Below are 22,492 nucleotides of genomic sequence, written 5' to 3'. Positions count from 1 at the left end.
GTCGGTCGACCCTTGCTACCGTGGCGCATGCCTTCATTGCGCGCCAACGGTGTCGAGCTCGGCGTGGAGTTCTTCGGCCGGGAAGGCGATCCGCTGGTGCTGCTGGCCGGCGGCACGACGATGCTGTCCTGGCCGGACGCGCTGTGCGAGCGGTTGGCGGCGGGTGGACGTCGGGTGGTGCGCTACGACCTGCGCGACTGCGGCGGCTCCACGACCGTCGACCCGGAGGCGCCCGGCTACACGCTCCGCGACCTCGCCGCGGACGCCGCGGCGCTCGTCGAGGCGCTCGGCGCCACCGCCGCGCACCTCGGCGGTCACGGCGTCGGCGGCATGGTCGCGCAGGTCGCGGCACTCGACCACCCGGGGGTGTTCTCGGCGCTGACCCTGGTCGGGACGCGCCCGGTCGCGCCGGGCCCGGTCGACGAGGACCTGCCCGATCACCACCCGGCGACGATGGGCGCGCTGTTCTCCCTCCCGGGGCCCGACTGGGGCGACCGGGCCGCGGTCGCCGCGTTCGCCGCCGAACGGGCGGCGTTGCTGGGCGACGACCCCGAGCAGGCGCGCACGACCGCGGCGCGGATCTGGGACCGCACACCGTCGAACACCACTGCCGCGCACGAGGCGAACCAGCTCGGGATGGTGTTCGCCCGACTCGACTGCGCGCCTCGGTGGCGCGAGCGGCTGGGCGACCTGACCGTGCCGACGCTGGTCGTGCACGGCCGCGAGAACCTGTTCTTCCCGGTCGGCAACGGCGAAGCGCTCGCCGCCCAGATCCCCGGCGCGCGGCTGCTCGTCCTGGACGACGCGGCCACCACCCTCCCCGACACCGCCGCCGACCAGGTCGCCGCCGCGATGCTCGACCTGCCGACCACGCCACCGGACGCGTGACCGCCGAACACGACCAGGCAGTGCCACAACGCCGGACGAGCCGGCACGCCACCCAAGGCAGCGCGCACGCCCGAGCCGGCCGCGTGCACCTCGACGTCACCGGACCGCTCCGACCTGGCCGGATCGTGACCGGCTCGACGGCCGCGCGGGTCAGTGCCCGCCGGGGGCGCTCAGCGTCCGGTAGTGGTCGATCTTCGCGTCCAACGACGTCAGGCAGTCGGAGAGCTCGGCGATCCGCCGCCGGACCGCGTCACGGTGCCGCTCCAGCAGCTCCAAGCGTTCCGGCGCGGTCACGTCGCCCCGCCTGCGCAGCTCGGCGAAGCGTTGCATGTCCCGGATGGACATGCCGGTGGTGCGCAGGCGGGTGAGGAAGCCGAGCCAGGCCAGGTCGGCGCTGCGGAAGCGACGCCTGCGGTCCGGGCCGCGGCCGACCGGGTCGAGCAGGCCGATCCGCTCGTAGTAGCGCAACGTGTGGGCGGTCAGGCCGGTGACCTCGACCGTTTCCGCGATGGACAGCACGCTCGTGTCGTTCACGCGGTCGACGGTAGGAGTTGGAGCGCGCTCGAAGTCAACCCGGCAGTTGCTCGAACACGCCCCTGGCCACGGTCACGGCGTTGAGCACGCGGGGGAAGCCGGCGTAGGGCACGACGTGGATCAGCGCCTCGACCACTTGTGCCCGGCTCAGTCCCACGCGCAGCGCGGCGCCGAGGTGGACCCGGAGCTGGGGTGCGGTGTCACCGAACGCGGTCAGCGCGCCGATGGTCACCAGCTGCCGCTGCGGCATCGTGAGCCACGGCCGGTGGTACACGTCGCCGAACGCGAACTCGACCACGTAGCGACCGAGGTCGGGTGCGATGTCCCGCAACGACTCGACCACGTCCAGCCCGTGCTGCCCGTCGACCTCCACCAGCTTCTCCACGCCACGCGCGTAGCGGTCCCGCTCGTCGGTCCGCACCGGCGGCTGGAACGCGATCCCCCGGTCGGCGAACACCTCGCGGGCGGCCTGCACCGCGTTGAGCGCCCTGGGGAAGCCCGTGAACGGGACGATGTGGATCAGCGCCTCCACGACCTCGACGGGGCTCAGCCCGACCCGGAGCGCCGCGTCGAGGTGGAACCGGAGCTGCGACGCCGTGTCGCCCTGCGCGGCCAGGGCTCCGATGGTCACCAGCTGCCGCTGCCGCAGGTCCAGTCCCGGCCGTGCGTAGACGTCGCCGTAGGCGAACTCGACGATGTAGCGGCCGAGATCCGGTGCGATGTCCGACAGCGACTTGATCACCTCGGCGCCTCGGTCACCGGAGACCTGCCGCAGGACGGCCATACCCCTCGCGTACCGGCCCGACGCCGCCGACGCCTCGGGCGCCGCTGATGCTCGCGGCGCGGTCGCCACCCCGGTGGCCCCGATCAGCGCACCGGCTGCCAGCAGCGAACGTCGATTGACGGCGGTGCCGTGTTCTGACTTGGTCATGCCGGCGACGCTAGGTGTTCGCGCGCGCTCGAAGTCAACACCACCTCGCCGCTCCGCCAGGCGTTCACCGCTCCCCGAGTTGCGCGAGCACGGTCCCCGGGGTGACCGACGCGCCCGGCTCCGCGGTCAGCCCGGTGATGACGCCGGCCTTGTGCGCGGTGACCGGGTTCTCCATCTTCATCGCCTCCAGCACCAGGACGAGGTCACCGGCCTCGACCTGCTGCCCCTCGGACACCGCGACCTTCACCACCGTGCCCTGCATCGGCGCGACGATCGCGTCGCCGGACACGAGGGTCATGCCGTTGGCGCGCTTGCGCGCGGCCGGGCGGGGTTGGTTGGCGGGCGTCACGGCCGGTGCCGCGCCGTCCACGAGCGTGGTGAAGTCGGCGGGCAGGGACACCTCGACGCGCCGGCCGTTCACCTCCACGGCCAGCCGCCGGCGCGGGAGCTCCTCGACGGTGGCCGGTTGCGGGTGCGGCTCGACCGGGTTGTGCCACTCGGTCTCGATCCACTTGGTGTGCACGTCGAACGAACCCCGCCCGGTGAACGCCGGGTCGTCCGCGACGTGGCGGTGGAAGGGCAGCACGGTGGCGATCCCCTCTACCTCGTACTCGCGCAGCGCGCGGCGCGCCCGTCGCAAAGCCTGCTCGCGGGTGGGACCCCACACGACGAGCTTGGCCAGCATCGAGTCGAACTGTCCGCCGACCACGCTGCCCGCGACCACGCCCGAGTCGACCCGGACACCCGGACCGCCCGGTTCGCGGTAGCGGGTGATCCGACCGGGCGTGGGCAGGAAGCCCCGGCCGGCGTCCTCCCCGTTGATCCGGAACTCGAACGCGTGCCCGCGCGGCGCCGGGTCCTCGGTCAGCTCGAGCGGGTGCCCTTCGGCGATGCGGAACTGCTCCAGCACCAGGTCGACGCCGGTGGTCTCCTCCGTGACCGGGTGCTCGACCTGCAACCGGGTGTTGACCTCCAGGAACGACACGGTCTCGCCCTGGACCAGGTACTCCACCGTGCCCGCCCCGGAGTACCCGGCCGCCAGGCAGATCGCCTTGGCCGAGTCGTGGACCAGTCGCCGCTGATCGTCGGTCAGGAACGGCGCCGGCGCCTCCTCGACCAGCTTCTGGTGCCGTCGTTGCAGCGAGCAGTCACGCGTGCCGAGCACGACGACGTTGCCGTGCCGGTCGGCCAGCACCTGCGCCTCCACGTGCCGCGCCCGGTCCAGGTACCGCTCCACGAAGCACTCGCCGCGGCCGAACGCGGCGACCGCTTCCCGGGTCGCGGACTCGAACAGCTCCGGGATCTCGTCGAGGGAACGGGCGACCTTCAGACCACGCCCGCCACCGCCGAAGGCGGCCTTGATGGCCACCGGCAGGCCGTGCCGCTCGGCGAACTCGACGATCTCCCGCGCGTCGGCCACCGGACGCCCGGTGCCCGGGACGAGCGGGGCGCCCACCCGCTCCGCGATCCGCCGCGCGGTCACCTTGTCGCCGAGGTCCCGGATGGCCTGCGGGCTCGGCCCGATCCAGGTCAGGCCGGCGTCGAGGACGGCTCGGGCGAAGTCCGCGTTCTCCGACAGGAAGCCGTAGCCCGGGTGGACCGCGTCGGCGCCGCACCGCCGCGCGACCTCCAGGATCCGGTCGGCGGACAGGTAGGACTCGGCCGCGGTCCGGCCGCCCAGCGCGAACGCCTCGTCGGCGAGCGACACGAACGGCGCGTCGGCGTCCGGATCGGCGTACACCGCGACGGAGGCGATCCCCGCGTCGCGCGCCGCCCTGATCACCCGGACCGCGATCTCGCCCCGGTTGGCGATGAGAACCTTGTGCACCTGCGACTCCCTCTCTGTGCTCGGGTCGGTCCGCTCGGACCGACCGCTACCCCGCGCTTCGCCAGCTGTTGGGCGGCACGAACACCGCCGCCCGCTCCGGGTACAGCCACCGGGGCGCGGCCAGGGGCCGCACGTCGTCCGGTGGTCGCCGGCCGGCCAGGCACAGCACCACCGACAGGGCGCCCAGCTCGAGCTCGTCGAGCGTGCCCGACTCGATCCGCAGGACCGTCTCGTCGACCATGGTCGTTCCCCCTACAAAGGTGTGTTGCCGTGCTTGCGCAGCGGCAGGTCGGCGTGCTTGGAACGCAGCATCTCCAGGCCTCGGACGAGCACCTGCCGGGTGTCGGCCGGGTCGATCACGTCGTCGACGAGTCCGCGCTCGGCGGCGTAGGAGAGGTGCATGAGCTCGGCGCGGTACAGGTCGATCTTCTGCTGCCGGACCGCCTCGCGGTCGCCGTTCGCGGCGGCGATGTCGCGCCGGAAGATGATGTCGACGGCCGCTTCCGGTCCCATGACGGCGATCTCGTTGCCCGGCCACGCCAGGACGAGGTCCGCGCCGATCGAGCGGGAGTCCATGACGATGTACGCGCCGCCGTAGGCCTTGCGCACGATCACCGACATGCGCGGCACCGTGGCGTTGCAGTAGGCGGCCAGCAGCTTCGCGCCGTGCCGGATGATGCCGTCGTGCTCCTGGCCGACGCCGGGCAGGAAGCCGGGCACGTCCACGAACGTGACGATCGGGATGTTGAAGCAGTCGCAGGTCTGCACGAACCTCGCCGCCTTCTCCGACGCCGCGATGTCCAGGGCGCCGGCCAGCACCGACGGCTGGTTGGCCACCACGCCCACGACGTGGCCGCCCAGCCGGGCGAACGCGCAGATGACGTTGGTCGCCCAGCCCTCCTGCACCTCCAGGACGAACCCGTCGTCGACGACCTCCTCGACGACCGCCCGCATGTCGTAGGGCCGGTTGCCGTCAGCGGGCACCAGCTCGTAGAGCCCCTCGGCGCGGCGGTCGACCGGATCGGCCGATGGCAGGGCGGGCGGTTGCTCCCGGTTGTTGGCGGGCAGCATCGACAGCAGCAGCCGGACGTCCTCCAGGCACGACCGCTCGTCGTCGTAGGCGAAGTGCGCGACGCCGGAGAGCCGGTTGTGCACGTCCGCGCCGCCGAGCTCGTCCATGGTGACCCGCTCGCCGGTCACCGTCGCCACCACGTCCGGCCCGGTGAGGAACATCTGGGAGATGCCGCGGACCATGAACGTGAAGTCGGTCAGCGCCGGGCTGTACGCGGCGCCGCCGGCGCACGGGCCGAGCATGACGCTGATCTGCGGGATGACGCCGGACGCCTTGGCGTTGCGCCGGAAGATCCCGCCGAACCCGGCGAGCGCCGCGACGCCTTCGTGGATGCGGGCCCCCGCGCTGTCGTTGAGCGACACCAGCGGTGCGCCGGACTCCACGGCGAGGTCCATGACCTTGTGGATCTTCTCCGCGTGTGCCTCGCCGACCGCGCCGCCCAGGATGCGGAAGTCCTGGGCGTAGACGAAGACCGTCCGACCGAGCACGGTGCCCCAGCCGGTCACCACGCCGTCGGTGAGCGGGCGGTGGTCCGCCCGGCCCAGACCCGCGTGCCGGGCGCGGCGCAGGCCTTCGATCTCCTGGAACGACCCTTCGTCGAGCAGCAGCGCGATCCGCTCGCGGGCGGTCAGCTTGCCCTTGCCCCGCTGCCGCCGTGCGGCTTCGTCATCGTCGTCGAGCAGTTCCCGCTTCAGCTCGACGACCTTCCCCAGCGCGTCGTGCGCCATGCTTCCCCCCTCTTGGTGCGCGCCGTCAGGCGGGCAGCCGTTTCTGCTGTGCGAGCGCGACGAGCGCCGCCTTGTCGACCTTGCCGTTGGCCAGGCGGGGCAGGGACTCGACCACCGTCAGGACGTCCAGGTCCGCGGTGGGCAGGTCCGGTGCGGTGTCGGTGGTCGTCCGGACGAACCCGGCGAGCCGGGCCGGGGCGCCGTCGGTCGCGGGCACGCCCACCACCGCGCACTCCGCCACGTCCGGGTGGGCTTCGAGCGCCCGGCGGACCGACGACGGCGAGATGACCTCACCGTCCCTGCGGACCAGGTCGCCGATGCGGTCGATCACGGTCAGCAGGCCGTCCGGGGACACCGTGCCGTAGTCGCCGGTCGGGAACCAGCCGGGTCTCACCGGGGTCACGCCCGAACCGCCCAGGTAGCCCTGCATGACGATCGGGCCCGAGACCCAGATCTGCCCGGCCACCCCGGTCGGCGCCGGCTGCGCGGTCGGGTCGTCCAGCGCGGCGATCCGGACCGCGACGTCCCGCACGGGCGCGCCCACCGAGCCGACCCGGTCGTGGCCGGCGCGTTCCGTGCTGACCAGCGACGTGGTCTCGGACAGCCCGTAGCCCTGCCAACAGGGGATGCCGAGCGTGGAGCCGATCCGGGTGGCCGCCTTCTCCGACAGCGCGGTGCTCCCGGAGCCGACCATGCGCAGGTGCCGGACCCGCGCCGAGCCGAACGCCGGGTCGGCCGCCAACTGCTCCAGCCGCACCGGCAGGGAGTACAGGTGGGTCGCCCGCGCCTCGTCGGCGGCGAGCACCGAGTCGAGCACCCGCCGATGACCCACCAGGACCTGGCGGACGCCCGCCAGCACCGACGCGTTCATGTGCATCGGGTAGAAGATCGGCCTGCTGTGCGCGAGCCCGCCCGAAGCGGCGAGCCCGTGGGCGTCGGCGAGTTGGGCCGCGTTGGTCAGGACGTTGTGGTGGCTGTAGGCGACCGCCTTCGCCCTGCCGGTCGACCCGCTGGTGAACATCAGCGCGGCGGTGTCGTCCGGCAGCGCGGGCGGCGCGCCGGTCCGCAGCCGGAGCAGCCGGCCGAAGTCGACCCGGACCTCCTCCTGGACCAGGTCGAGCAGCCCCTGCTCGGCCAGCTTGGCGCGCAGGGCGTCCAGCCCGGCCTCGGAGACCAGCACCGCCGAGGGCATCGCCAGCCGCAGCACGTGGGCCACGGCCGGCGCGGGCAGCAGCGGGTTGATCGGCGCGACGACGTTGCCGCTGCGGATCACCCCGTAGTAGTAGGCCGGGAACACCGGGTCGAGGTCGGCCACCAGACCGACCACACCGCGACCGGGTGCGGCCGAGCCCAGCGCCCTGGCCACTGACGACGCCACGTCGTCCCAGTCCCGGAAGGTCAGCGTGTCGGCGCCGACCTGCACCGCCGGCCGGTCGGCGCCGGCGTGGACGGCCTGGGTCAGCAAGGTGTCCACCGCGGCCGGCCGCGGGTCGGGCAGCGGCTCGGCCGCCACCCAGGACCGCCCGGCGGCCGGCCAACGCATCGTGTCGTCCATGACGTCCCCCATCACCAGTTCGTCCTCATGCGAAGCACTCCGGCAACCCGCCGTTGAGCGCGACCATCTCCGCGAACACCGCGACGACGTCCAGCGGCGCGCCCGGCCCGGCGCCGTCGAGCTCGGCGTACGCGCGGTGCAGGTTCGCGACCAGCCGTTCCGGCTCGCCCCACCGGGCGAACTCGTCCGGATCCGCGCGCTCGGCGACCGCGGCGGGGGCCAGGCCCTCGCGCCGCCCCGCCCTCGCGACCCCGTCCAACCAGTCCAGGTACCGCTCGGTGTCGTCCAGCAGCCCGGGACCGCCGACCGGTCCGTGGCCCGGCACGACCACCCTGGGCCGCAGGTCCCGCAGCGTCCCGACCGCGGCGCGCATCCCGGTCACGGACCCCATCAGCAGGAACGGGGTGCGGCCCGACATGATCACGTCACCGGCGAACAGCACGCGTTGCTCGGGCAGCCACACGACCGTGTCGCCGCGGGTGTGCGCCGGCCCGACGTGGATCAGCTCGACGGTGCGGCGGCCGTCGTGCAGGACCAGCCGGTCCTCGTAGGTGAGGTCGGGCAGCCGCACCGCGGGCTCACCCCACCGGACGTCCGGCCACAGGCCGGTCAGCCCCAGGCCGCTCGCCGCCATCTCCCGGGCCGCCTCCACGTGCGCGACCACCTTCGTGCCCGTCGGGAAGCGGCACCCCCCGAAGACGTGGTCACCGTGGAAGTGCGTGATGACCAGGTGGTCGATCGGCTGCGGGGCCAGGGCCCGGACCGCGGCGAGCTGCGCCTCGGTCCGGTCCCGGGTGGCGCACGTGTCGATCACCGTGGTGCCCTCCGCCCCCACGAGGACACCGCAGTTGTTGACGCACCAGCCGCCGTGCTCCTGCAGGTAGGCGAACACCCCCGGCGCGAGCTCCACCGGCGTCGGCGCGGGTGGCAGGTCGATCCGCACGAGTGACACGGTCAGACCCCCTCCAGCAGCGACTTCGCGATCAGCATCGTGGCCATGCTGTTGGCGCTGAGCGCGTCGCGCGCCTTGGCCAGGTTCGCCGCGGTGCTCGCCTGGTCCCCGGCGACCTCCGGGCGCAGCCGGATCGTGTGCTCGGAGGTGAGCACGGTCTCGCCCTGCCCGGCCCGGATGGTCCAGCTGCCCAGGTGCAGGTCGAGCAGCGGCGGCAGGTCGAGCTGCTTGTAGCCGATGCGGCTGGTGCCCTCGGTGATCCGGATGGACATCGTCTCGTGCTCGCCCACCTTGGACAGGGTCGTCATCCGCAGCGACTGGACGTCGTGCGTGCCGTAGTCGTCCAGCCGCACGGCCGCGACGTGCGGCAACCGGTCGGTCCAGTGCTCGGCCTCCCACAGGAACGCGTGCACCGCGTCGGCCCCGGCGGCGATCCGGACCGAGTCGGCGAACGTCCGGACCTCGCCCCTCCCCCGCTCGGCGACGGCCTTGACGTTGGCCAGTTCGGTCCGGCTGTTCTCGTCGGTGACCTTCTCGATCCAGGCGAGCGCCTCCGGGTCGTCGTCGACCGCCGAGAACGTGTGCCGCAGCCGGAGGTGGGTCCGCCCGGGGCCGTCCTCCTCGACGACCCAGGTGCCGCTCATCGACGCGATCGGCGGCGCGGGCACCGCCTGGCGGAAGGTGATCCGGCTCGACCCGGGGTCGAGCTCGCGCACCGAGGTCCACGATCTCACCTCCTCGCCGGCGCTCGCCCAGATCCGGAAGGTCTCCGTCGTGCCGCGGTGCTCGACGTGCGAGACCTGGATGGTCGGCTCGAACAGCTCGGGCCAGCGCTCGGCGTGGGCGAGCAGGGCGTAGACCTCGCGGGGATCGGCGTCGATCGTGATGTCGTGCGTGGTGTCCATTGCGTGACCTCGCGTCAGTAGTTGCCCAGCCCGCCGCAGACGTTGAGCGCCTGGGCGGTGATGGAGGCGGCCAGTGGTGTGGTGAGGTACTCGACGAGGCCCGCGACCTCGTCGGGCGTGCTGTAGCGGCCGAGCGGGATCTTGGCCTCGAACTTGGCCAGGACGTCGGCCGAGGACACGTCCCAGATCCGGGCGTAGTTGTCTCGGACGTGTTGCGCCATCGGGGTTTCGACGTAGCCCGGGCACACGGCGTTGACGGTGATGCCGGTGCCGGCCAGCTCCAGGCCGAGGGCCTTGGTGAAGCCCACCACGCCGTGCTTGGAGGCGCTGTAGGGCGCGCCCAGGACGACGCCCTGCTTGCCGCCCGTCGAGGCGATGTTGATGATCTGGGCGGCGTCGCGCGTGGTCATCCCGCCGGTCGTCAGCACGTGCCGCGACATCAGGAAGACGCTGCGCAGGTTGGTGTTGACGACGTTGTCCCACAGCTCGGTCGACAGGCCGCTGGTGACGCCGCCGCCGGGGATGCCCGCGTTGTTCACCAGGGTCGTGACCGGCCCGAACGCCGCGACGCCCGCGGCCACGAAGGACTCGACCTGCGACTCGTGCCGCACGTCGCACGACTGGCCGTCGGCGGTGATGCCGAGCTCGGCGAGCTCCGCGACGGTCTCCTTGACCCGCCGCGCGTCCCGGGCGCCGAGGAACACCCGGTGGCCGGCGGCGCCCAGCCGCTTGGCGATCGCCAGGCCGATCCCGCTCGTGCCGCCGGAGATCAGCGCGACCCGGTCGTCGGTGGTGTGCTCAGGCAGCATCGCGCTCCTCCTCGATCACGTCGAGCAGGGCGGCCGGGGTCTTGGCGTGTTCCAGGACGTCGTCGTCGAGCTGGACCCCGTGCTCGCGCTTGAGCAGGTTCAGCACCTCCAGCAACGCGATGGAGTCGAAGCCGATGTCGTCGAACGAGGTGTCCGGGTGGACGTCGGTCGCGAGGTCGAGGGTCTCGTCCTCGCCCGCCACCTTGCGGAGCACCGCGGTCAGGGTGTGGATGTTCATTGCGTTCTCCCTCAGTCGGAGTCGAGTTCGGTGTGCGGCTTCGTCAGCACCATCGCCGAGTTGAAGCCGCCGCGGCCCCTGGCGAGCACCAGGACCGTGTGGACCCGGCCCGGGGCCGGGTGGTCGACGACGCGCAGCGCGCTCGCCGCGTCGGAGAGCTGGTAGCGCGGTGTGGGCGGGACGACCTGCTTGGCGATCGCCAGGCACGCCGTCGCGACGTCGAGCGCGCTGCCCGCGCAGCCGAGCCGGCCGATGCCGGTCTTCGGCACGGTCACCGGGACGCCTCCCGGGCCGAACACGGCGTTGATCGCCCGCGCTTCGCGGTCGTCCATGTCGCGGGTGCCGAACCCGTCGGCGAACACCGCGTCGACGTCGCCCGGGTCCACCTCGGCGTCGCGCAGCGCGACGCGGATCGCGCGCTCCAGGCCGCGGCCGTCCCGCGCCACGCCGTCGAAAGTGGACGCGAAGCCCGCGATCTCGGCGTAGGCCGCGCGCGAACCGGTGCGATCGGGACGTTCCACCGTCATGATCGCCCCGCCCTCGCCGGACACGAAGCCGTCGGCGTGCGGCGAGAACGGCCGGTACGCCGTGCGCGGATCGGGATCGGTCGCCATGAGCCCGGAGCTCGTGTAGGCCGACCAGCCCCACGGGCAGAGGTTGGTGTCCACGGCGCCGGCGAGCACGAGCTCGCAGTCGTGCCGCAACTGCCGTCGTGCCTGGCCGATCGCCTCCATGCCACCGGTGTCGTCGGTGACCAGCGCGCGGGCGGCTCCCCGCAGGTTGTGCCGGATGGAGATCTGGCCGGTGTTGACCGCGTAGAACCAGGCGAACGACTGGTACGCGCTGACGTGGGCCGGGCCCCGCGACCACAGCGCCTGCATCTCCTTCTGCGCGAACTCGAACCCTCCGCCGTTGTTCGCGGTCACCACCGCCGAGGCGTGCTCGGGGTAGGCGCCGTCCGGGATCGCGGCGTCGTCGAGCGCGTCGCGGGTGGCGACCAGCGCGAACTGGGTGACGCGGTCGGTCTGCGGCAGCAGCCGCACGGGCAGGTGGTCCCTCGGGTCGAACCCGGAGTGCTCGCCGGCGATCCCGGTGGCGTACTTGCCGCCGTCGAACCGGGTGATCGGGCCGATCGCGTTGGCCGACTCCAGCAGCGCGGTCCAGTACGGGTCGACGCCGATGCCGAACGGCGTGATGACGCCGAGGCCGGTGATGTGCGGTCTCATCGCGTCGCACCCGCCTTCGAGATGATCATGGCGCTCTGGAACCCGCCGAACCCGCTGCCCACGCTGAGCACGTGCTCCGGAGACGCTTCCCTGGCGTGGACCGGGATGTAGTCGAGGTCGCACTCGGGGTCGCGCTCGCTCCAGTTGGCGGTGGGCGGCAGCAACCGGTGCCGCAGGGCCAGCAGGCAGGCCGCGATCTCGATGGAGCCGATCGCGCCCAGCGAGTGGCCGACCATCGACTTGATCGAGCTGACGGGGGTGCGGTAGGCGTGCTCGCCGAGCGCGAGCTTGAACGCGGCGGTCTCGTGGCGGTCGTTCTGCTTGGTGCCCGACCCGTGCGCGTTGACGTACCCGATGTCGGTGGGCGCGAGGCCCGCCTGGTCCAGGGCCGCGGTGATCGCCGCCGCCATCTCCACGCCGTCCGGGCGCAACCCGGTCATGTGGTAGGCGTTGCACCGGCTCGCGAAGCCGGAGAGCTCGCCGTAGACCGGCGCTCCCCGCCGGCGGGCCGACTCCAGCTCCTCGATGACGAACATCGCCGCGCCCTCGCCGAGCACGAACCCGTTGCGGCTCTTGTCGAAGGGCCGCAACGCCCGTTCCGGCTCGTCGAGCCGCGGGGTCGTGGCCTTGATCGCGTCGAAGCAGGCGATCGTGATGGGCGAGATCGGCGCGTCGGACGCACCGCACACGGCCCGGTCGATCGTTCCCTCCCGCACGAGCTCGACCGCGTGCGCCACGGCGTCGAGCCCGGAGGTGCACCCGCTGGACACCACCGAGACCGGCCCTTCCGCGCCGACCTCGACGGCCAGCTCGGCGGCGATGGAACTGGGGATGTAGTAGTCGTAGTAGTGCGGGCTCGCCTTGGACTCGTCCACTTCCCAGGCGCCGCCGTGCCCGCTCATCCGCACGTACTCGGACTCCAGGGCCGGGGTCGACCCGACCGCGGTCCCGACCACGACGCCGGTCCGTCCCGGATCGCCCTGGCCCAGGTCGATCCCGCTGTCCTCGACCGCCTCCCGCAGCGCGACCAGCGCGAACTGCCCGACCCGGTCCAGCCGCGCCACCTCGGCGGGGCTCAGGCCGCACGACGCCGGGTCGAAGTCGACCTCGGCCGCGACCCGCGACCGGAACGGCGTCGGATCGACCAACGTCATGATCCGGGTGGCGGTGCGCCCCTCGGAGATCAGGTCCCAGAAGTTCTTCCGCCCCGGTGCGCCGGGCGCCACGACACCGATGCCGGACACCACGACCCTTCGATTGCTCCTCATGCTCAACCCCACGTCCCCCTCGAGATCAACGATCGGTCAGCTCGGCTTCGCGGTCCGCGACACGACCCGGTGTCCCGCGATCCCCTGGCCCCGCAGCAGGTCCGCGAACTCGATCACGCCGGTGATGCGCGAGCCCTGGCCCACGACGGACTCCACCGCCAGCACCGTGCCCCGCACCCGGATGTCGTCACCGCTCGACGTGATGGCGCAGTTCGCCATGAAGTGCCGCTGGACCGCGCCGCGCGCGGACCTGGCGTCCCGGAGGACCCGGCTGTGCTCGACGATCCGGGCACGTCCCCGCAGCGTCCGGAGACCGTCGATCACGAACTCCGCGTCCGCGTCGAACGTGTCGCCGTAGGCGTCGAAGTCACCCCGGTCGAGCGCGTGGACCTGTTCGGCGTAGAACTGCTCGACCGCGGTCCGGTCGTCCCCGCCCATCACGACTGCCACGGCTTGTCGTCGCGGGTCACCTTGCGGGCCCGGACCTGCCAGCGGTCGTCACGCCGCACCAGGACGTCCTCGCAGAGCGTGCTGGCGTAGATGACGGGCGGCGTGCCCGTGCCGCTCTCGACGACGAGGACGTAGCTGCTCGCCCGCGCAAGCGTGGCGGTGCGCGGCACGACCCGCAGCATCGACACCAGGTGCCGGTGGGTGATGCCGTCCCGGGCCCGCTGCTCGACGCCGGCCGCGGCCGCCGCCTCGATCGCGCCGCGCCCGTGCACGAGTCGGTCGAATCCGCTCGCCGCGAAGGTCGCTTCAGGCACGAAATCCGCGGCGAACGCGGCCGTGTCGCCCCGGTCGAGCGCGCCCATGTGGTTCACGTAGAACCGGGAGAGTTCCTCGTGCAGCGACACCTCCGCCCGAGCGGGCGGTCGGATCATTTTCAAGGTCGTCATGTGCCACCGGATTCGGTCGTCGGTCGTTCATGGCGGTAAGCCGGAGGTTCGGCTCGTCAATGTTGTCGGCGACGTTATGGCGCGGTGTCCGGCGACGGCAATCGCCTTGCACTGGAGTTCGCCAATCCTGCACTCCTGTTCACCTCGCGTGTCGAACCCCAGGCACTGAGGGGAGTCGGCGCAGGTGGGAGGCCTGTTCCGGCAGGCGCACGCGTGCCGGACCGAGCAGGTGGCGATCTTTGCCAGGCCACCACGCGAAGTGCGATCACCGACTGTTCCGAATAATTCTCATTATTTGTCGCGTGCGTCCGCACCGCGACGGCGCCGCGCGCCCAGAACCGATCTTGGCGCAGTTTTTCGATTCACCCGCTCTCGACGCCCGCCCGTGGCTACCATGACCTGGTCCGACGACCACTGCGACACTGGTGCGGGGAGGTACCAATGCGCGAGGGAGCTTCTGGGGGGCAGGTCCCGGCGGAGCGTTCAAGATTCATCAGGATTCACAACCGGAACGTGGACCCGGTCGAGCGGCTCGACTATTGGAATGAGCTGACCGAGAGCACTCGGTACGGCAAGAGCGGGATGCCGTTGATTGTGGCCGAGCCGAGTTTCCAGGCCGATTACACCGGGCACTGGGTCGGCGAGGCGGGTGTGGTGGCCGGCCGGATGGACGCGGGGGCGTTCCTGGTCGACCGCCGCCGGGCGGACGGCATCGACGGCGGCCGGGTGCAGCTCATCCTCTCGGGCAGCAACGGGGCGCGGATCGACGCGCGGGACTCCGCGCACGAGATCGGTCCCGGCTCGCTCTACCTCCAGTTCCACGACGAGCCGCGGCGCGTGCTGTGGGACAAGCCGGACCGGCAGCTGATCGTGGACATCGACTCGTCGCGGCTGACCGTGGACGTCGAGGTGCTCCGGCGAGCGATGTTCTCACCGCTACCCGTCGACCGGGACCTGGTGGACCTGTTCGTCCAGTCCGCGACCAGGATCCTGCACACACCGCGGTGCGCGACCCCGGCGGCCGGGCCGTTCCTGGTCAGCCTGGTCGAGCTGCTGGTGCGCAGCGCGCTGGGCGACGACGTCGAGCTGACGGAGACCGGGCCCGCGCTCCGGGGACGGGCACTGGCCGTCATGCGGGAGAACCTCTCGCGCGCCGACCTCAGCGCGGAGGACGTGGCGGCGGCCCTCAACATCTCGCGCCGCAGCCTGTTCCAGCTCTTCGACGACGGGACACCGCCCATGACGGCGCTCCGCCGGATGCGCATCGCGCGCGCCCAGGAGATCCTCGGCGACGGCAGGCGGGACGACCTGACCATCGCGCAGGTCTCCCGGTTGTGCGGGTTCGGCACCTCGCGCGGGTTCAACAACGCGTTCCTGCGGGAAGCCGGCCAGCGCCCCTCCGACTACCGCCGCAACCGCAGCGCGCCGTCGACCACCGAACCCTGAGGGCTACTTCAGCTGTGCCACCGGCACGACGGCGGCGGCGGCGAACCCCGCGGTGGCCACGACCGTCCTGATGAGGTGGAAGCGGCGCCAGCTGTCGCGGTGCGCGGACCACGAGTCCGGGATCGAACCGACCCAGCTGTCCGCCAGCACGTTCAACGGCACCAGGGTCGTGATCGTGAGGATGATGCCCGCCAGCATCGCCACCGCGGCGAGGATGCCGGCGATCAGCACGATCGGGTCCTTCCTGAAGCTGAGCACCGCGACCGCGCTCGACGCCAGCATCCCCACCACGAACAACGGTGGCACGAACCGCCCGTAGTCCCGGTTCACCGCCTGCCAGTACGACACGTAGGCGCTCGGGCCCATGGTGGCGACGCCCGGGTTGAACGCGATGCCGAAGCACAACCCGGCGTACAGCCCGGTGGCGAGCAACGACAGCACGATGGAGATCGCGTAGATCGACTTCACCCCGGGCACCTTCCTCTCGGACCCGTCCAGTGCACTACAGGATGGCGATCCCGGCGACCGCATGGATCACCGCCAGCACCGCGCCGCCGCCCATCAGCCCCTTCTCCTTGCGCCAGACGCCGATGCCGACGTCGATCAGCTGGATCGCGGCGGCGACGAAGAGCAACCAGGCGACCCCGCTCCCCCGCTCGAACCAGGGCAGGACCGCGGCGACGAGGCCGAGCGGCACGGCACGCGCGGCGTACATGTAGGCGTAGAACCGCTCGGCGGCCGAAGTGGTCGTGGAGCCGCTCATGGACGCCGGCCGAGCTCCTGCCGCCGCGGCGAACCCCACGCTGAGCAGCGCGGCCAGTGTGTTCAACACGAGTAGGACGGTCATTGTGTCACCCCTGAACTGTGTACTCACTCAACTGTTGAGTGATGCTACAGTACCCACATGGAAGCGACAACGCACCCGGAAGGGCGACTCTCCGACTCATTGGCCTTCCGGCTGACCGTGCTCGGAGCGGTCGTGCAGAAGGAGTTCGCGCTGCACCTCAAGGAGGCGGGCCTGACGCCGAAGCACCTCGGCGTGCTCGACGTCGTCGACCGCGGGTTGGCCCGCACGCAGGACGACGTCGCCACGCTCATGCAGGTCACGCCCGGCATGGTCGTGCGCCTGGTCGATCACCTGGAGCAGCGCGAACTGCTCCGGCGCAGGCGGGACCCGATCAACCGGCGACGGCACATCCTCACCGTCACCGAGGGCGGCACCCGGGTCCTCGCCGAAGCCACCGCCTTCGCCGCCACCGTGGACGCCCGCCTGGTCGCCACCACCGGCCCGGCCCTGGCCGGCCGGCTCGACGAGGCCCTGACCGCGCTGATGCGCCCCCTCACCGGCGACGGCTGACGTCGGTGAGGGGGCGGCGGTCGCCCACCGGGGGACCTCCCCCGGGACAGGTCGCGTATTTCCGCATGGCGATCGGCGGTCGTCATTGTTCTCGAGCGGTTATCAGGAACCGGCGGTTCCCACCGAATTCCCGTCGCGTCCTCCGCGTGGGAGAAGACGGCGTCAGGCCAATTGGGTGATGACGATGTCGGCGGGGCCGCCGGAACTGGTGACGCCTTCCGGCGTCAAGCACTGCTGCGGCGTGGTGTTGAGCACCACCGCGTTCATGACGACCAGGGCTCCCGTGAACCGGCCCGCGGTCACCCTGCCCTGGTACACGACCACGGTCTCGTTGGCCGGACGCAGCACCACCACCCCGGCCGCGGCCACGGTGGTGGTCTCGCCGGTGTTCCAGGTGATGGTCACCATGATCGAGACGCTCCCGGCCAGGCAGGAGATCAGCCCGGTCACGACGACGTCATACCCGCCGGACGTGATCGCCGGCGACCCGCTGGACACGCACGGGCCGTAGTCCGCGCGCGAGGTGATCGTGACGGGCCTGATCTGCGCGGTCACACCGGGCTGGTAGGTGTTGGCGCCGCTGCCCACGCACGACAGCAGCTCGGCGCCCGCCGCCTGGGCCGTAGGTGCGACGGCCACCAGCGCGGTCGCGGCCGTCACCGCGACGACGACGCCCGCGACGGCCCGCCGCAGGCCCGACCACGAATCCCTGATCCCACCGGTACCCATCGAAGCGCCTCCGCGAATCCGGAACGGCAGATGAATCGCCACTCTAACTCCGCGCCACCGCGCCGAAGAGGTGAAATACCAGGACACTTTCCGTGGGTGTCGCGAGCGGTGGAGCCGCAATTCTCGTTGTCCGCGGTGTCGCCGCCGTGACCGGACCGCCGAATTCCGATGGCCCGGCCGGGCACTCACCCGGCCGGGCATCACGGGATCAGGACCGACGGGTGACCGAGTTCGCCACGACGAGCGGGGCGAGTTGGACCCAGTCCACGTTCGGACCCGCGCCGGTGGCGTTGCCGAGGGTCAGCGCGCCGCCCGCGGTGGTCAGGTCGAGCGGTGAGGTTTCCGGCCAGAAGCCGTCCCAGGTGTAGTTGTGGCGGTACGGCGCACGGGTCGTGCCGCCACCGGCCTCGGTGGTGCCGAGGAACCTGGTGACCGCGTCGGTGTTGTAGGGGTGGCCGGTGTTCTTCTCGGCTTGGGCGTAGGCCACGGTCAGGTTGTGCTGGCCCGCCTTGCGGACCGCGGCCGGTCGGGGCGCGGTCAGGGTGCCGCCGTTGCCGAGTCCGCCGACGTAGGAACCGCCGGAGGCCCACGAGCCGGAGGCGATCGCCGCTCCCCCGCCGAGCTGCCCGGTCTCGGCCTCGACGCGGACCGCGTGCCGGTCGGCGGCGGTGTCGCGGACCTGGGTGAGCGTGCCCAGGACCAGCGGGGTGCGGCCCTCGTTGGAGAGCACGACCTCGGTGACGCCGGCCTTGAGGTGCGCGGTCACCCGGCCCGTCCACGCGCCCGCCCGGTCGGCGGTCAGGTCGCCGCCCGCGACGCGCCGGTCGGACAGGGTCAGGCCCAGGGCGCTGCGACCGGCGCCGAACCACGTGGTGGACAGCCCGTAGTAGCCGTCCTCCGCGGCCGAGACGTAGGTGGTCACGGTGTCGCCCGGCCCCAGGACCACGGCGTTGGGCACGAGCGCCCGCAGTGCCCGGACCCCGCGGTCGACCGAGCCGCCGGTGCGGCGCGAGTCGGTCAGCTGGTAGGTGCTCGTCTCCGGGCCGGTGATCTCGGTGAGGTCGATGCGGTCCAGCGCGATGTCGCCCGGCCGGCCGAGGAAGCCCGTCGGGTCGGTGGTGCGCAGCGAGAGGCGGTGGCGGCCGGCGGTGAGCTGGACCGGCGTGTCGAGCCTGCCGCGGTACTGCCAGTTCAGCGTGGCGGGGAAGGTGAGGGTGGAGTGGTGGGCGTCGTCGACGTAGAGGGCCTGCCTGCCGACGAACCCGCCGGTGCCGTACAGCACGCCGAGCCGGTAGGCGCCGGTGCGCGGCACGTCGACGTCGACGGTGACCCGGGAGCCGGCGTTGTTCATGTAGCCGATGTCCTTGCCGCCGGACGTGGTGTACCGCCAGCCCGACGGGTCGGACTGGTCGACGACCCTGGCGTTCTCCACCAGGCCGGACTCTGCTTCGTGGCGGGCGGTCCACGGCGCGTTCGCGACCGGCGCGCCGGCGAGGCCGGCGGGGGTCACGATCACCTGGTAGGCGGCCAGCGGGTCGCCGCCGGGCACGTTGACGGTGATCTTGCCGTCGGAGACGCGGACGCGTGAGGCGGCCACCACCGGGGGCTGCCCGGCGTCGCCTTCATAGCCGGACCAAGTGGTCTTGGACACGCGCACGTCCACGTGCCCGCCGAAGGTCTTGCGGTCCAGGCCGGTGACCGCGACGTCGACCGCGTTGGCGGTGCCGCCGAGCAGGACGGTGGCCTTGGCGTCGGCGCGGTCGAGCGTGGCCAGGCCCTGGAGGGTGTCACGGGAGCTGGGCTTGGGCGGGGTGACGCGGACCGTGTCGCCGGACAGGTCGGCGTACCACTTGGTCAGCCACCAGCCGCCGTTGGCGCGGGACGTGCGCACGGCGTGGTCGCTCAGGTTGCCGGCGAGCGTCCAGTACGCCATCTGCCCTTCGACCTTGGTGTCCTCCAGCATGGTGATCCACTGGATCATCTGACCGGGCACGGAGGTGTCGCGGCGGTTGGCGTACTCGGTGATGTTGATCGGGAGGGGACCGATGCCCAGCGACTTCTCGATGGCGCGGTAGTCCTCGTGGTGGGCGCGGTAGTGGTTCAGCGAGTCCGGGCTCAGCTCGTGCCAGGTGATGATGTCCGGCAGGACGTCGTTCGCCTTGGCGTAGGTGAGGAAGTCGCGCAACCGGCCCGGGTTGTAGCCGGCCTCGCCCGGCCCGTCGATGCGCGCGTCGGGCAGCACGGACTTGACGGTCCGGTAGACCTTGGTCCAGTCGGCGAGGAACTTGTCCTTCTTGGTGGCCCAGTCGCCGTACCAGATCCAGTCCGGCTCGTTGAAGATCGTCCAGACGAACCGGTCGCGGTCCGGTCGCGCGGCGACCTTCTCCAACTGGGGCCGCAACCGGGCAATGTAGTCGTCGATGCCCAGGTCCTGGTAGGGCCAGGCGCTGTAGATGTCCTGCGAGTTGATGTAGACGTCGGCGCCGCCGGAGGTGAAGAGGTCGTCGGCGACCACGAGCGCGTCGCCGTTGGGGTGCTGCTCGCCGTCCGGGGGCTTCTGGGCGACGCTGCAGGGCTTCATGCCGGCGATGAGGTCGTGGGCGGGCACGCCGGGGTCGCCCAGGCCGTAGAGGATGCCGGTGGCGCAGCCGCGGAACGCCCCGGTGGAGGCGCCGAGGTCCACGCTCAGGGTCTCGGCGGCGGCGGGTTCGGGTTGGGCGGAGGCGCCCGGGGCTGCCGGTGACAGGGTCGCCACCAGCAGCGCGGCGGCTACCGCGCCAACGGGGATTCGGGATCTTGCCGGTCGGTGTCGCATCGTTGCTCCACAGGGTTTACCGGGGGTGGGGGTTGGTTACCGGAACAGCGCGTTGACCTGCTCGTTGGCCTGGGTCAACGAGCCGGGGTCGGCTTGGGAGGTCAGCACGGCGTCGATGGCGGGCCCCATCACGGCGGAGATCTCCGGGGCGTGGTCGGTGATCGGGAACAGGTGGGTGGAGCCCTCGTCGAGGGGCTTGGTGAAGGCGGTGACGTCCACGCCCTTGGCGGCGAACGCCCGCTCGGCCACGGCGAGGGCCTCGGGCAGGGCGGGGAACACCACGGCCTTCTCGCCCACGGCCTTCTGGCACTCGGCGGAGGCGAGGTGCTTGACCCACTTCCAGGCGCCCTCGCGGTTGTCGGTGCCGGTGTAGACGGAGTCGGCCAGGCCGTTGAAGATGGTGGCGCGCTTGCCGGACGGGCCGGTCGGGGTGGGCGCCACGCCGACCTCGACGCCGTCGTAGCCGAAGTAGCTGTTGATCATCCAGGAGCCGTTGGTGCTCAGCGCGTACTTGCCCGCGCCGAAGCCGTCGTTGACGCTGGTGCCGGAGCGGGCGATGGCCAGGCTCGGCATGTACCCCTTGTCGATCAGCCCTCGGAACCAGCCCATGGTCTGCTGGAAGCGGGGGTCGTCGTAGTTGAAGTGGCTGCCCCACGGGTTCTTGTCGGTGTAGGTCCAGCCGGTGCTCAGCGCGTACATGCTCCACATCTGCTGGCCGACCCCGGCGCCGTTGTTCTCGTCCAGGCCCAGGCCGTGGACGGCCACCTTGGACTTGTCGAAACCGGGCTGGTCGCCGCGCACGCCGTTGGCGTCGACGGTGAGCCGGGCGATGAGCTTCTCGTAGCTGCCGCCGTCCTGGGGGTTCCAGGTGAGGTTCGCCAGGTCTGACTCGGCGACGCCCGCCTCGGCGAGCATCTTCTTGTTGTAGAACAGCGCGACGGTGTCGAAGTCCTTGGGCAGGCCGTAGCGCTTGCCGTCCTGGGCGGTCCACAGGTCGGCCAAGCCCTCGGGGTAGACGTCGGTGGGCACGCCGTCGCGGGAGACGAACTCGTCGAGCGGCAGCAGCTGGTTCTTGGCCGCGTAGGTCGGGAAGTAGTTGAGGTGGTTGGTGAACACGTCCGGGGCGGTGCCCGCCACGAGATCGGTGGTCAGCTTGTTCCAGTAGTCGGCCCACCCGAACTGCTCGATCTTCACGGTGGTGCCCGGGTTGGCCTGCTGGAAGGACGTGGCGCACGCCTGGTAGGCGGGCAGCTGGTTCGCGTCCCACAGCCAGTAGGTGAGCTCGTCGGAGCCGCCGCCGCCGCTCGGCGCCCCGGCGCAGCCGGCGAGCGCCAACGAGACGGCGGCGGCCAGGGCGGCCGGCTTGGACAACTTGTTGTGCACGGTGAAAACTCCTTTGTCCCACCCGTGTCCGGACGGCTACTTGATGCCGGAGAACTGGATGGAGTCGACGATCCGCCGCCCGAAGGCGGCGAACAGCGCGATGACCGGCAGCGCCGCGAGCAGGGTGGCGGCCATGAGGCCCGCCCAGTCGGGACTGCCTTGCGGGGTCTGGGAGCGGAACACGCCCAGCGCCACCGTGAGGACGCGCACGCCCTCACCCTGGCCGACCAGCAGCGGCCAGAAGTACTCGTTCCACGCGGTGACGTAGGCCAGCAGCGCCAGCGTCGCCAACGGGGCCCGGCTCATCGGCAGGATGATCCGGAAGAAGATCCTCGGGTGCCCGGCGCCGTCGATGCGCGCCGCCTCCTCGACCTCGCGGCTGATGCCCAGCATGAACTGGCGCATGAAGAACACCGCGAACGGCGTCATGAAGAAGAACGGCAGCACGATCGCCGCGTAGGTGTTGAGCAGCTTCAGATCGCGCATCAGCACGAAGTTGGGCAGCGCGGTGAAGATCGGCGGGATCATCAGCGCGGTGAGGAAGACGAAGAACACCGCGTCGCGCCCGGGCCAGCGCAGCCGCGCGAACGCGTAGGCGGCCATCGAGCTGAACAGCACCTGACCGGCGGTGATGATCGTCGAGGTGAGCACCGAGTTCAGCAGGAAGCGCCCGAAGTCGATCGACGCGCCGGAGCCGCCCTGGGCGCGGGCCTGTTCCAGCGACGCCAGACCGAGCACGCGCTCGAACGCGCCCAGCGTGAACCCCGCGGGCAGCAGCGAGTCGGCGTTGGCCGCCAGCGCCCGGTTGTCGGACAAGGAGACGCGCAGCATCCAGTAGAACGGGAACAGCGTGATCAGCACCAGCAGGGCCAGCACCGCCCAGCCGAGCGCACGCCGCCACTTCGGGCCGATCGTGGTCGAGGTCATCACCG

General features: G+C 71.8%; 23 protein-coding genes. 3 read left to right on the top strand and 20 right to left on the bottom strand.

Annotation, left to right across the window (positions count from 1 at the left end; all coding sequences use genetic code 11):
- Window positions 1-27 precede the first annotated feature (27 nt).
- The gene (locus AB0H12_RS24210) at window positions 28-888 is read left to right on the top strand and encodes an alpha/beta fold hydrolase (RefSeq protein ID WP_499625473.1); all 861 of its coding nucleotides are present in this window, start codon (window positions 28-30) and stop codon (window positions 886-888) included.
- Between the two features lie 150 nt (window positions 889-1,038).
- Here the strand turns inward: AB0H12_RS24210 and AB0H12_RS24205 are convergent, their stop codons facing one another.
- The 14 genes from AB0H12_RS24205 to AB0H12_RS24140 all read right to left on the bottom strand — a co-directional run bounded on the left by AB0H12_RS24205 (window position 1,039) and on the right by AB0H12_RS24140 (window position 13,830).
- A complete protein-coding gene (locus tag AB0H12_RS24205; protein WP_499625471.1) occupies window positions 1,039-1,422 on the bottom strand; it encodes a MerR family transcriptional regulator in 384 nt (127 codons plus the stop codon).
- 34 nt (window positions 1,423-1,456) lie between these two features.
- Window positions 1,457-2,353, bottom strand: coding sequence for a carboxymuconolactone decarboxylase family protein (locus AB0H12_RS24200; RefSeq protein WP_499625469.1), 897 nt, complete (start codon window positions 2,351-2,353; stop codon window positions 1,457-1,459).
- Window positions 2,354-2,417: 64 nt separating this feature from the next.
- Entirely contained in the window at window positions 2,418-4,181 is a 1,764-nt protein-coding gene (locus AB0H12_RS24195; RefSeq protein WP_499625467.1) for an acetyl/propionyl/methylcrotonyl-CoA carboxylase subunit alpha, read from the bottom strand.
- Between the two features lie 46 nt (window positions 4,182-4,227).
- Window positions 4,228-4,422, bottom strand: coding sequence for a hypothetical protein (locus AB0H12_RS24190; RefSeq protein WP_499625465.1), 195 nt, complete (start codon window positions 4,420-4,422; stop codon window positions 4,228-4,230).
- Between the two features lie 11 nt (window positions 4,423-4,433).
- Entirely contained in the window at window positions 4,434-5,981 is a 1,548-nt protein-coding gene (locus AB0H12_RS24185) for an acyl-CoA carboxylase subunit beta (RefSeq protein WP_499625463.1), read from the bottom strand.
- 25 nt (window positions 5,982-6,006) lie between these two features.
- Window positions 6,007-7,536, bottom strand: coding sequence for a class I adenylate-forming enzyme family protein (locus AB0H12_RS24180; RefSeq protein WP_499625461.1), 1,530 nt, complete (start codon window positions 7,534-7,536; stop codon window positions 6,007-6,009).
- A gap of 25 nt (window positions 7,537-7,561) precedes the next feature.
- Window positions 7,562-8,488, bottom strand: coding sequence for an MBL fold metallo-hydrolase (locus AB0H12_RS24175; protein WP_499625460.1), 927 nt, complete (start codon window positions 8,486-8,488; stop codon window positions 7,562-7,564).
- A gap of 2 nt (window positions 8,489-8,490) precedes the next feature.
- Window positions 8,491-9,393, bottom strand: coding sequence for an aromatase/cyclase (locus tag AB0H12_RS24170; RefSeq protein WP_499625458.1), 903 nt, complete (start codon window positions 9,391-9,393; stop codon window positions 8,491-8,493).
- Window positions 9,394-9,407: 14 nt separating this feature from the next.
- Window positions 9,408-10,202 carry an SDR family NAD(P)-dependent oxidoreductase gene (locus tag AB0H12_RS24165; protein WP_499625456.1) on the bottom strand — a complete coding sequence of 265 codons (795 nt, stop codon included), beginning with the start codon at window positions 10,200-10,202 and terminating at the stop codon, window positions 9,408-9,410.
- Entirely contained in the window at window positions 10,192-10,440 is a 249-nt protein-coding gene (locus tag AB0H12_RS24160; RefSeq protein ID WP_499625454.1) for an acyl carrier protein, read from the bottom strand. The genes AB0H12_RS24165 and AB0H12_RS24160 overlap by 11 nt, the downstream gene beginning before the upstream one ends.
- An 11-nt stretch (window positions 10,441-10,451) precedes the next feature.
- Entirely contained in the window at window positions 10,452-11,666 is a 1,215-nt protein-coding gene (locus AB0H12_RS24155) for a beta-ketoacyl synthase N-terminal-like domain-containing protein (protein WP_499625453.1), read from the bottom strand.
- Entirely contained in the window at window positions 11,663-12,934 is a 1,272-nt protein-coding gene (locus AB0H12_RS24150; RefSeq protein ID WP_499625451.1) for a beta-ketoacyl-[acyl-carrier-protein] synthase family protein, read from the bottom strand. Before AB0H12_RS24150 ends, AB0H12_RS24155 begins: the two co-directional genes overlap by 4 nt.
- Window positions 12,935-12,970: 36 nt before the next feature.
- Complete coding sequence (locus AB0H12_RS24145; RefSeq protein WP_499625449.1) at window positions 12,971-13,384, bottom strand: nuclear transport factor 2 family protein; 414 nt, start codon at window positions 13,382-13,384, stop codon at window positions 12,971-12,973.
- Entirely contained in the window at window positions 13,372-13,830 is a 459-nt protein-coding gene (locus tag AB0H12_RS24140) for a nuclear transport factor 2 family protein (RefSeq protein ID WP_499625447.1), read from the bottom strand. Before AB0H12_RS24140 ends, AB0H12_RS24145 begins: the two co-directional genes overlap by 13 nt.
- A 513-nt stretch (window positions 13,831-14,343) precedes the next feature.
- On the opposite strand from AB0H12_RS24140, the gene AB0H12_RS24135 reads away from it, so the two are divergent.
- Window positions 14,344-15,276 carry a helix-turn-helix domain-containing protein gene (locus AB0H12_RS24135; protein WP_499625446.1) on the top strand — a complete coding sequence of 311 codons (933 nt, stop codon included), beginning with the start codon at window positions 14,344-14,346 and terminating at the stop codon, window positions 15,274-15,276.
- A gap of 3 nt (window positions 15,277-15,279) precedes the next feature.
- Here the strand turns inward: AB0H12_RS24135 and AB0H12_RS24130 are convergent, their stop codons facing one another.
- Window positions 15,280-15,744, bottom strand: coding sequence for an anthrone oxygenase family protein (locus tag AB0H12_RS24130; RefSeq protein WP_499625444.1), 465 nt, complete (start codon window positions 15,742-15,744; stop codon window positions 15,280-15,282).
- A 34-nt stretch (window positions 15,745-15,778) separates the two neighbouring features.
- Window positions 15,779-16,108, bottom strand: a complete 330-nt coding sequence (locus tag AB0H12_RS24125; RefSeq protein ID WP_230565250.1) for a hypothetical protein — start codon at window positions 16,106-16,108, stop codon at window positions 15,779-15,781.
- Window positions 16,109-16,180: 72 nt separating this feature from the next.
- Here AB0H12_RS24125 and AB0H12_RS24120 point away from each other — a divergent pair, with 72 nt between their 5' ends.
- Window positions 16,181-16,633: a MarR family transcriptional regulator gene (locus tag AB0H12_RS24120; RefSeq protein WP_499625442.1), complete on the top strand. Its 453-nt coding sequence runs from the start codon at window positions 16,181-16,183 to the stop codon at window positions 16,631-16,633.
- A gap of 162 nt (window positions 16,634-16,795) precedes the next feature.
- On the opposite strand, the gene AB0H12_RS24115 is transcribed toward AB0H12_RS24120, so the two are convergent.
- The 4 genes from AB0H12_RS24115 to AB0H12_RS24100 all read right to left on the bottom strand — a co-directional run bounded on the left by AB0H12_RS24115 (window position 16,796) and on the right by AB0H12_RS24100 (window position 22,487).
- Entirely contained in the window at window positions 16,796-17,362 is a 567-nt protein-coding gene (locus AB0H12_RS24115) for a hypothetical protein (protein ID WP_499625441.1), read from the bottom strand.
- Between the two features lie 208 nt (window positions 17,363-17,570).
- Window positions 17,571-20,177 (bottom strand): carbohydrate-binding protein, encoded by a 2,607-nt coding sequence (locus AB0H12_RS24110; protein WP_499625439.1) that lies wholly within the window; start codon window positions 20,175-20,177, stop codon window positions 17,571-17,573.
- 36 nt (window positions 20,178-20,213) lie between these two features.
- Window positions 20,214-21,560, bottom strand: coding sequence for an ABC transporter substrate-binding protein (locus AB0H12_RS24105; RefSeq protein ID WP_499625438.1), 1,347 nt, complete (start codon window positions 21,558-21,560; stop codon window positions 20,214-20,216).
- A 36-nt stretch (window positions 21,561-21,596) separates the two neighbouring features.
- Complete coding sequence (locus AB0H12_RS24100) at window positions 21,597-22,487, bottom strand: carbohydrate ABC transporter permease (protein ID WP_499625436.1); 891 nt, start codon at window positions 22,485-22,487, stop codon at window positions 21,597-21,599.
- Window positions 22,488-22,492 lie beyond the last annotated feature (5 nt).

The sequence above is a fragment of the Actinosynnema sp. NPDC023794 genome (assembly GCF_040639675.1).
GTDB lineage: Bacteria > Actinomycetota > Actinomycetes > Mycobacteriales > Pseudonocardiaceae > Actinosynnema > Actinosynnema luteola.
The sequence above is the reverse complement of the archived record's forward strand: the minus strand, read 5'-3'. Positions and strand labels throughout refer to the sequence as shown.

What these genes read in the sequence shown, in the direction of transcription:
- AB0H12_RS24185 (WP_499625463.1), bottom strand. Translation starts at nt 5,981, where the DNA reads ATGGCGCACGACGCGCTGGGGAAGGTCGTCGAGCTGAAGCGGGAACTG.
- AB0H12_RS24110 (WP_499625439.1), bottom strand. Translation starts at nt 20,177, where the DNA reads ATGCGACACCGACCGGCAAGATCCCGAATCCCCGTTGGCGCGGTAGCC.
- AB0H12_RS24100 (WP_499625436.1), bottom strand. Translation starts at nt 22,487, where the DNA reads ATGACCTCGACCACGATCGGCCCGAAGTGGCGGCGTGCGCTCGGCTGG.
- AB0H12_RS24155 (WP_499625453.1), bottom strand. Translation starts at nt 11,666, where the DNA reads ATGAGACCGCACATCACCGGCCTCGGCGTCATCACGCCGTTCGGCATC.
- AB0H12_RS24190 (WP_499625465.1), bottom strand. Translation starts at nt 4,422, where the DNA reads ATGGTCGACGAGACGGTCCTGCGGATCGAGTCGGGCACGCTCGACGAG.
- AB0H12_RS24120 (WP_499625442.1), top strand. Translation starts at nt 16,181, where the DNA reads ATGGAAGCGACAACGCACCCGGAAGGGCGACTCTCCGACTCATTGGCC.
- AB0H12_RS24165 (WP_499625456.1), bottom strand. Translation starts at nt 10,202, where the DNA reads ATGCTGCCTGAGCACACCACCGACGACCGGGTCGCGCTGATCTCCGGC.
- AB0H12_RS24115 (WP_499625441.1), bottom strand. Translation starts at nt 17,362, where the DNA reads ATGGGTACCGGTGGGATCAGGGATTCGTGGTCGGGCCTGCGGCGGGCC.
- AB0H12_RS24170 (WP_499625458.1), bottom strand. Translation starts at nt 9,393, where the DNA reads ATGGACACCACGCACGACATCACGATCGACGCCGATCCCCGCGAGGTC.
- AB0H12_RS24210 (WP_499625473.1), top strand. Translation starts at nt 28, where the DNA reads ATGCCTTCATTGCGCGCCAACGGTGTCGAGCTCGGCGTGGAGTTCTTC.
- AB0H12_RS24140 (WP_499625447.1), bottom strand. Translation starts at nt 13,830, where the DNA reads ATGACGACCTTGAAAATGATCCGACCGCCCGCTCGGGCGGAGGTGTCG.
- AB0H12_RS24160 (WP_499625454.1), bottom strand. Translation starts at nt 10,440, where the DNA reads ATGAACATCCACACCCTGACCGCGGTGCTCCGCAAGGTGGCGGGCGAG.
- AB0H12_RS24180 (WP_499625461.1), bottom strand. Translation starts at nt 7,536, where the DNA reads ATGGACGACACGATGCGTTGGCCGGCCGCCGGGCGGTCCTGGGTGGCG.
- AB0H12_RS24200 (WP_499625469.1), bottom strand. Translation starts at nt 2,353, where the DNA reads ATGACCAAGTCAGAACACGGCACCGCCGTCAATCGACGTTCGCTGCTG.
- AB0H12_RS24150 (WP_499625451.1), bottom strand. Translation starts at nt 12,934, where the DNA reads ATGAGGAGCAATCGAAGGGTCGTGGTGTCCGGCATCGGTGTCGTGGCG.